General features: G+C 32.7%; 5 protein-coding genes. All 5 read left to right on the top strand.

Annotated elements, in window-relative coordinates; genetic code table 11:
- The first annotated feature begins 249 nt into the window (after positions 1–249).
- Positions 250–2,187: a threonine--tRNA ligase gene (gene thrS / locus AAFP94_RS08225; RefSeq protein ID WP_316662087.1), complete on the top strand. Its 1,938-nt coding sequence runs from the start codon at positions 250–252 to the stop codon at positions 2,185–2,187.
- Positions 2,188–2,254: 67 nt separating this feature from the next.
- Positions 2,255–2,764 carry a translation initiation factor IF-3 gene (gene infC / locus AAFP94_RS08220; protein ID WP_316662092.1) on the top strand — a complete coding sequence of 170 codons (510 nt, stop codon included), beginning with the start codon at positions 2,255–2,257 and terminating at the stop codon, positions 2,762–2,764.
- Between the two features lie 61 nt (positions 2,765–2,825).
- A complete protein-coding gene (gene rpmI, locus AAFP94_RS08215; protein WP_316662086.1) occupies positions 2,826–3,023 on the top strand; it encodes a 50S ribosomal protein L35 in 198 nt (65 codons plus the stop codon).
- 92 nt (positions 3,024–3,115) lie between these two features.
- Complete coding sequence (gene rplT / locus AAFP94_RS08210; protein ID WP_316662085.1) at positions 3,116–3,460, top strand: 50S ribosomal protein L20; 345 nt, start codon at positions 3,116–3,118, stop codon at positions 3,458–3,460.
- A gap of 157 nt (positions 3,461–3,617) precedes the next feature.
- Positions 3,618–6,917, top strand: coding sequence for an amidohydrolase family protein (locus AAFP94_RS08205; protein WP_316662084.1), 3,300 nt, complete (start codon positions 3,618–3,620; stop codon positions 6,915–6,917).
- The last annotated feature ends 40 nt before the right edge of the window (positions 6,918–6,957 follow it).

The following is a 6,957-nucleotide window of genomic DNA, read 5'->3' as shown; positions in this document are numbered from 1 at the left end:
GCCCCAAAGCGGGTGCAAATATAAAACCCTTTTTGCAATTCTACAATCCTTTTTCAATAAAAATTTTATTTTTTTAATTAATTTTTATAAGTAATTTAAAATCACATTTATACTAGAAACTAAATATTAAATCCAGACATATCAAATCTAAATAAACTATAAAATATGAGTTTAAAATTTATACTTATATATATATTGTATGTGTATGTTTATACTATTATCTTTGCAAATTCAATTTAATAATTTAAAATGATACAAATAACATTACCAGATGGTAGTATAAAATTGTTTGAGAAAAATGTAACACCAATAGATGTTGCCAAAAACATCAGTGAAGGATTAGCAAGAAATGTGATTTCGGCTAGTTTTAATAACTCTGTCGTTGAAACTTCTACTCCTCTTACAAAAGATGGATCTCTTACATTGTATACATGGAATAATAATGAAGGTAAAAAAGCATTCTGGCATTCTTCTGCTCATATTTTGGCTGAAGCACTTGAAGAACTTTATCCTAATGTAAAGTTATGGGTTGGTCCTGCTATAGAAAATGGCTTTTATTACGATGTAGACTTAGGTGATGATACGATCTCTGAAAAAGACTTCAAAACTATTGAAGATAAAATGCTTGAAATTGCAAGGGGTAAGTACGATTTTAAAATGCGTTCTGTATCAAAAAAAGAAGCTCTTTCATTTTATCAAAATAAAAATGAATATAAGGTAGAATTAATCGAAAATCTTGAGGATGGTACAATTACATTTTGCGATCATTCCAAATTTACAGATTTATGTCGTGGTGGTCATATACCAAATACAGGAATTGTAAAAGCCGTCAAAATATTAAGTGTTGCTGGGGCATATTACAAAGGTGATGAAAACAATAAACAACTCACACGAGTTTACGGAATTTCATTTCCTAAACAAAAAGATCTTACAGAATATCTTCAACTACTTGAAGAAGCCAAAAAACGTGACCATAGAAAACTAGGCAAAGAATTAGAACTTTTTACTTTTTCAGAAAAAGTAGGTCAAGGGTTACCTCTGTGGCTACCTAAAGGTGCAGCTTTAAGAGATCGTTTAGAAGATTTTCTTAAAAAGGCGCAAAAAAAAGCAGGATATGAAATGGTCATTTCACCTCACATCGGGCAAAAAGAATTATACGTTACCTCTGGTCATTATGCTAAATATGGTGAAGACAGTTTTCAACCTATACATACACCTAAAGAAGGTGAAGAATTTTTATTAAAACCTATGAATTGTCCACACCACTGTGAGATTTATAATAGCTCACAATGGTCTTACCGCGATTTACCAAAACGATATGCAGAATTTGGCACAGTATACAGATATGAACAAAGTGGAGAACTTCATGGCTTAACTCGTGTTAGAGGCTTTACCCAAGATGATGCTCATTTATTCTGCACACCAGAACAATTGGACGAAGAGTTTAAAAATGTTATTGATCTAGTACTTTATGTTTTTGGCTCTTTAGGGTTCGAAAACTTTTCTACTCAAGTATCTGTAAGGGACTCTGAAAATCCAGACAAATATATTGGTGATGTTGGCAATTGGAAAAAAGCTGAACAAGCCATCATTAATGCTGCCGAAGACAAAGGGTTAGATTATGTAATTGTAGAAGGGGAAGCCGCTTTTTATGGCCCAAAACTAGACTTTATGGTCAAAGATGCTCTTGGAAGACAGTGGCAGTTAGGAACCATTCAGGTAGACTATAATTTACCCGAAAGATTTAATTTAACATATAAAGGAAGTGATAATGAATTGCATAGACCAGTCATGATTCATCGTGCTCCTTTTGGTAGCATGGAACGTTTTATTGCAATTCTACTTGAGCATACAGCAGGAAATTTCCCGATTTGGTTAATGCCAGAACAAGCTATTATTCTATCAATTAGTGAGAAATATGAAAAATACGCTGAAAAAGTTTTAACTTTGCTAGAAAATAACGAAATTCGCGCCCTCGTTGATAATAGAAACGAAACTATTGGCAAAAAGATTCGTGAAGCTGAAATGAAAAAGTTTCCATTTATGATTATTATTGGCGAGAACGAAGAAAATGAAGAAAAGATAACTGTGCGCCGTCATGGAGGTGAAGACCTAGGTATGATTAGTATAGTTGAATTTTCTAAAATTGTTAATTCAGAAATAAATAAAACATTAAAGAAATTTTAAAATTAAGTTTAATTAAAAATATATAGCCATAGCAATAAGAAGAAACAGATCTCGAGGTTCTAGAGTAATAAAAGAAGATCAGCACCGTATTAACTCAAAAATTAAAGCTGAAGAAGTAAGACTAGTCGGTGACAATGTAGAAATAGGTATTTACCCTATAAAGAAAGCATTAGAGATTGCTGACGAACAAGGTTTAGACCTTGTGGAAATTTCTCCAAACGCTGCTCCTCCTGTTTGCAAGGTTATGGATTATAAAAAGTTTCTTTACGAACAAAAGAAACGCGAAAAAGCCTTAAAGGCTAAAGCAACTAAAGTTGTTATAAAAGAAATTCGTTTTGGTCCTCAAACAGATGACCATGATTACGAATTTAAAAAGAAGCATGCTGAAAAATTCTTAAAAGAAGGTGCAAAACTTAAAGCTTTTGTTTTCTTTAAAGGACGTTCAATAATATTTAAAGAGCAAGGTCAAATATTATTATTACGATTAGCACAAGACCTTGAAGAATTTGGCAAAGTGGAGCAAATGCCAAGATTAGAAGGTAAACGTATGACTATGTTTATCGCTCCAAAAAAATAGATTACAATCCTGATGGTCAGGTAAAGATAATAAGCGAAGTAATTAAAACTAGGAAAAGAAAATGCCTAAAATGAAAACAAAGTCAAGTGCTAAAAAGCGTTTTAAGCTTACAGGCACTGGCAAAATCAAGAGAAAGCACGCTTTTAAAAGTCACATCTTAACAAAGAAGTCTAAAAAGCGTAAGCTAGCGTTAACTCATAGTGGATTGGTTCACGATCATGATGTTAACAGCATTAAAGAACAATTACGTTTAAAGTAATACGTTCTGGTTAAAACAATTAATAACCCTGGAGTTAGGCACAATAGAAGAATTCTTTTAAGAATCGCCTACTACAAAAAACAATTAAAATTATGCCAAGATCAGTAAATTCAGTTGCAAAAAGAGCCAGAAGAAAAAAGGTTCTTAAGCAAGCAAAAGGTTACTTTGGAAGACGTAAAAACGTCTGGACAGTAGCAAAAAATGCGGTTGACAAAGCGATGCAATATTCGTATAGAGACCGTAGAAACAAAAAGAGAACATTCCGCGCTTTATGGATTACACGTATTAATGCTGGTGCCAGAGAACACGGATTATCTTATTCTCAATTCATGGGTAAATTAAAAGCTAATAATGTTGAATTAAATCGTAAGGTTTTAGCAGATTTAGCAATGAATAACCCAGAAGCTTTCAAAGCAATTGTAGAAAAAGTAAAATAGGCAAATCGCCTAATTGTAAAACATATTTCGCTTATAAAAAATCCGATTCTTCATAGAGTCGGATTTTTTTGTTTTAATAGTTTAGGAATGCTCTTCATGAATTTAATATTGAGTTTTTATAAGTATCTTTCTGCTTCAATATTTTAACCCATTTATTATGCATCATATAAAATCATTTTTATTAGTTATTGTTTTATTTTCTATTTCCGTTCATGCCCAAACTAAAGAACAAGAACAAAAATGGGATGTTGCAAATCCAGAAGGTAATTGGAATTTTAAAGAATTAAAGCTTACTACAGATGAGGGCACATGGATAAATTTAGATGTAAGTCCAGATGGTTCAAAAATTGCATTCGATTTATTAGGAGATATTTATATTATGCCAATAGAAGGCGGAAATGCCGCACTTTTAAGAGAAGGCCTTCCTTTTGAAATTCAACCAAGATTCAGTCCTGATGGAACAAAACTTTCTTTCACAAGTGATGCAGGTGGTGGAGATAATATATGGGTTATGAATATTGATGGCTCTAATGCCAAACAAATAACAAAAGAAAAATTCAGATTACTTAACAATGCTATTTGGACTCCAGACGAAAATTATCTCATTGCAAAAAAACATTTTACATCTGAACGTTCAATGGGAGCAGGCGAAATGTGGATGTATCATATTACAGGAGGTGTTGGCATACAACTTACAACTAGAAAGAATGACCAACAAGACGTCAACGAGCCTTCAATTTCTCCCGATGGAAAATATTTGTACTACAGTGAAGATGTTTATCCTGGTGATATGTTTCTATATAACAAAGATCCTAATAGTCAAATTTATGTTATCAATCGATACAATATGGATAATGGCGAGATCGAACAAATTACAGGTGGTCCTGGCGGAGCAGCACGTCCACAAGTGTCAAGAGATGGTAAAAAATTGGCTTTTGTAAAACGTGTTAGAACAAAATCTGTTCTATACATTCATGATTTGGAAACTGGTGAAGAATGGCCCATTTATGATAAACTAGATAGAGATCAACAAGAAACTTGGGCCTTATTTGGTGTATATCCAAATTTTAGTTGGCTGCCAAATAATAAAGAACTTGTATTTTGGTCTGGCGGTAAGATAAATCGTATCAACATTAATACTCTAGAGGTAAAAAATATTCCTTTTCGAGTTGAGACTTCTATAAAAATAGCCCAAGCCCTAGAGTTCGACATTCCAGTAGCACAAGAAAGTTACGACGCAAAAATGATTAGAAATGCTGTGACTTCACCCAATGGAAAATCGCTGGTGTTTAGCGCTCTTGGTCATTTGTATATTAAAAACTTACCTAATGGAACTCCTAAAAGATTAACCTCTTCAACCGATTTAGAATTTGAACCTAGCTTCTCTCCTAATGGTAAAGATATTGTTTATGTAAGTTGGAATGACGAAAACCTTGGACAAATAAATAAAATACAAGTAAATGGTGGTTCAATTATAAAACTAAATAAAGATAAAGGAATTTATAGAACACCTTCTTTTTCAAGTGATGGTAACTATATTGTTTATAAAAAAGAATCAGGAAATAGTGACCAGGGTTTTTCGTTTACAAAAAATCCTGGGATTTATACGATGAGTTCTAATGGAGATAATCATAAACTAATTATTAAAGAAGGTGAATATCCTGTATTTAATTTGGAAAAAAACAGAATTATATATCAAATTGGTGGAACTTTCTTTGGTAGCTTGACCAAAGAATTAAAAAGTGTTGATCTTAATGGAAAAGATGAAAGAGTACTGGTTACCTCTAAATATGCTAATAGAATGGTAGTAAGTCCAGATAATAAATGGATAGCATTCACTAATCTGCATAAAGCTTATGTAGCGCCTTTACCTCGATCTGGACATACGGTAGATTTAGACATTAAAAAAGATGATAAAAAGTTTGTTCCTATTACACAAATTTCAAAAGATGCAGGCATCAATTTACATTGGTCAAAGAATAGTGATAAAATTCATTGGACATTAGGCGATGAATATTTCAACAATTCACTTTCTGAATGTTTTACATTTTTAAAAAATAGTCCGGATAGTATTCCACCAATGACTGAAGAAGGTTTAAAAATTGGTTTAACATATGAAGCAGATAAACCTAAAGGTACCATTGCATTTACTGGAGCTACCATTATTACTATGGACAGTGATAAAGTTATTGAAAATGGAACCATTATAATTCGTGAAAATAAAATTGAAGCTCTTGGGAATGCTTTAGAAGTTAATATTCCATCAAGCGCGAAAATATATGATGTAAATGGAAAAACAATCATGCCTGGTATTGTGGATGTGCACGCACATCTTGGAGGGTATAGATATGGTTTGACTAATCAAAAACATTGGCAATTCTATGCAAATCTAGCTTATGGAGTTACAACGTCTCATGATCCTGCTACCAATACAGAATCCATTTTTACGTTTTCAGAACTTATAAAAAGTGGCGAAATAGTTGGGCCTAGACTTTATTCAACTGGTGCCATTTTATATGGTGCGGATGGAGATTTTAAAGCAGTTATTAATAATCTAAATGATGCTAAATCAGCTATTAGAAGAACTAAAGCTTTTGGTGCAAATTCTGTAAAAAGTTACAATCAACCAAGACGAGACCAACGCCAGCAAGTTATTCAGGCCGCGAGAGAAGAAGGTATTTTTGTAGTTCCAGAAGGCGGATCGACTTTTTATCATAACATGACCATGATTATTGATGGGCATACGGGCATTGAGCATAATATTCCAGTTGCTACAGTCTATAAAGACGTTAAAAGTCTTTGGGGAACAAGCAATACGGGCTATACTCCTACTTTAATTGTTAGTTATGGCGCCATTAATGGTGAGTTTTATTTTTATGAACATGACAACGTTTGGGAAAACGAAAAACTTTTAAAATATACACCTAGAGGTATTATAGATTCTAGATCAAGACATCGATTAAAAATTCCACAAGAGGAATATGATAATGGTTATATTCAATATTCAAAAACCTGTAAAGAATTAACCGATGCAGGAGTAAAAGTAAATCTAGGAGCACATGGTCAATTACAAGGTCTTGGTGCACATTGGGAATTATGGATGCTTCAACAAGGTGGTATGACCAACATGGAAGCTTTGCAAGCTGCAACCATTAATGGTGCAAACTATATTGGAGCTGGTAAAGATATTGGTTCTTTAAAAGTTGGGAAAATGGCAGATTTGATTGTTATGGATAAAAATCCACTTGATGATATAAGAAATACAGATAGTATTATTTATACGATGGTAAATGGTCGATTATACAATACAGAAACCATGAACGAAATAGGTAATGAACCAAAAGAAAGAACTAAATTCTATTGGGAAAACAACAAATACAACGAATCGTTTCCTTGGCATGAAGAAACTCAAAGTTTTTTAATTGGTAAATGTAGCTGTGAATTTGGCAGTCATTAAATTAATATTAGCATGATTTTTGCAATTATTTTAAATAACT

Source organism: Gilvirhabdus luticola (genome assembly GCF_040117515.1).
In the GTDB taxonomy this organism is placed as follows: Bacteria; Bacteroidota; Bacteroidia; order Flavobacteriales; family Flavobacteriaceae; genus Gilvirhabdus; species Gilvirhabdus luticola.
The sequence above is the reverse complement of the archived record's forward strand: the minus strand, read 5'-3'. Positions and strand labels throughout refer to the sequence as shown.

Bases quoted from the DNA above. Each gene is read 5' to 3' on its own strand.
- rpmI (WP_316662086.1), top strand. From the start codon at position 2,826: ATGCCTAAAATGAAAACAAAGTCAAGTGCTAAAAAGCGTTTTAAGCTT.
- rplT (WP_316662085.1), top strand. From the start codon at position 3,116: ATGCCAAGATCAGTAAATTCAGTTGCAAAAAGAGCCAGAAGAAAAAAG.
- thrS (WP_316662087.1), top strand. From the start codon at position 250: ATGATACAAATAACATTACCAGATGGTAGTATAAAATTGTTTGAGAAA.
- AAFP94_RS08205 (WP_316662084.1), top strand. From the start codon at position 3,618: ATGCATCATATAAAATCATTTTTATTAGTTATTGTTTTATTTTCTATT.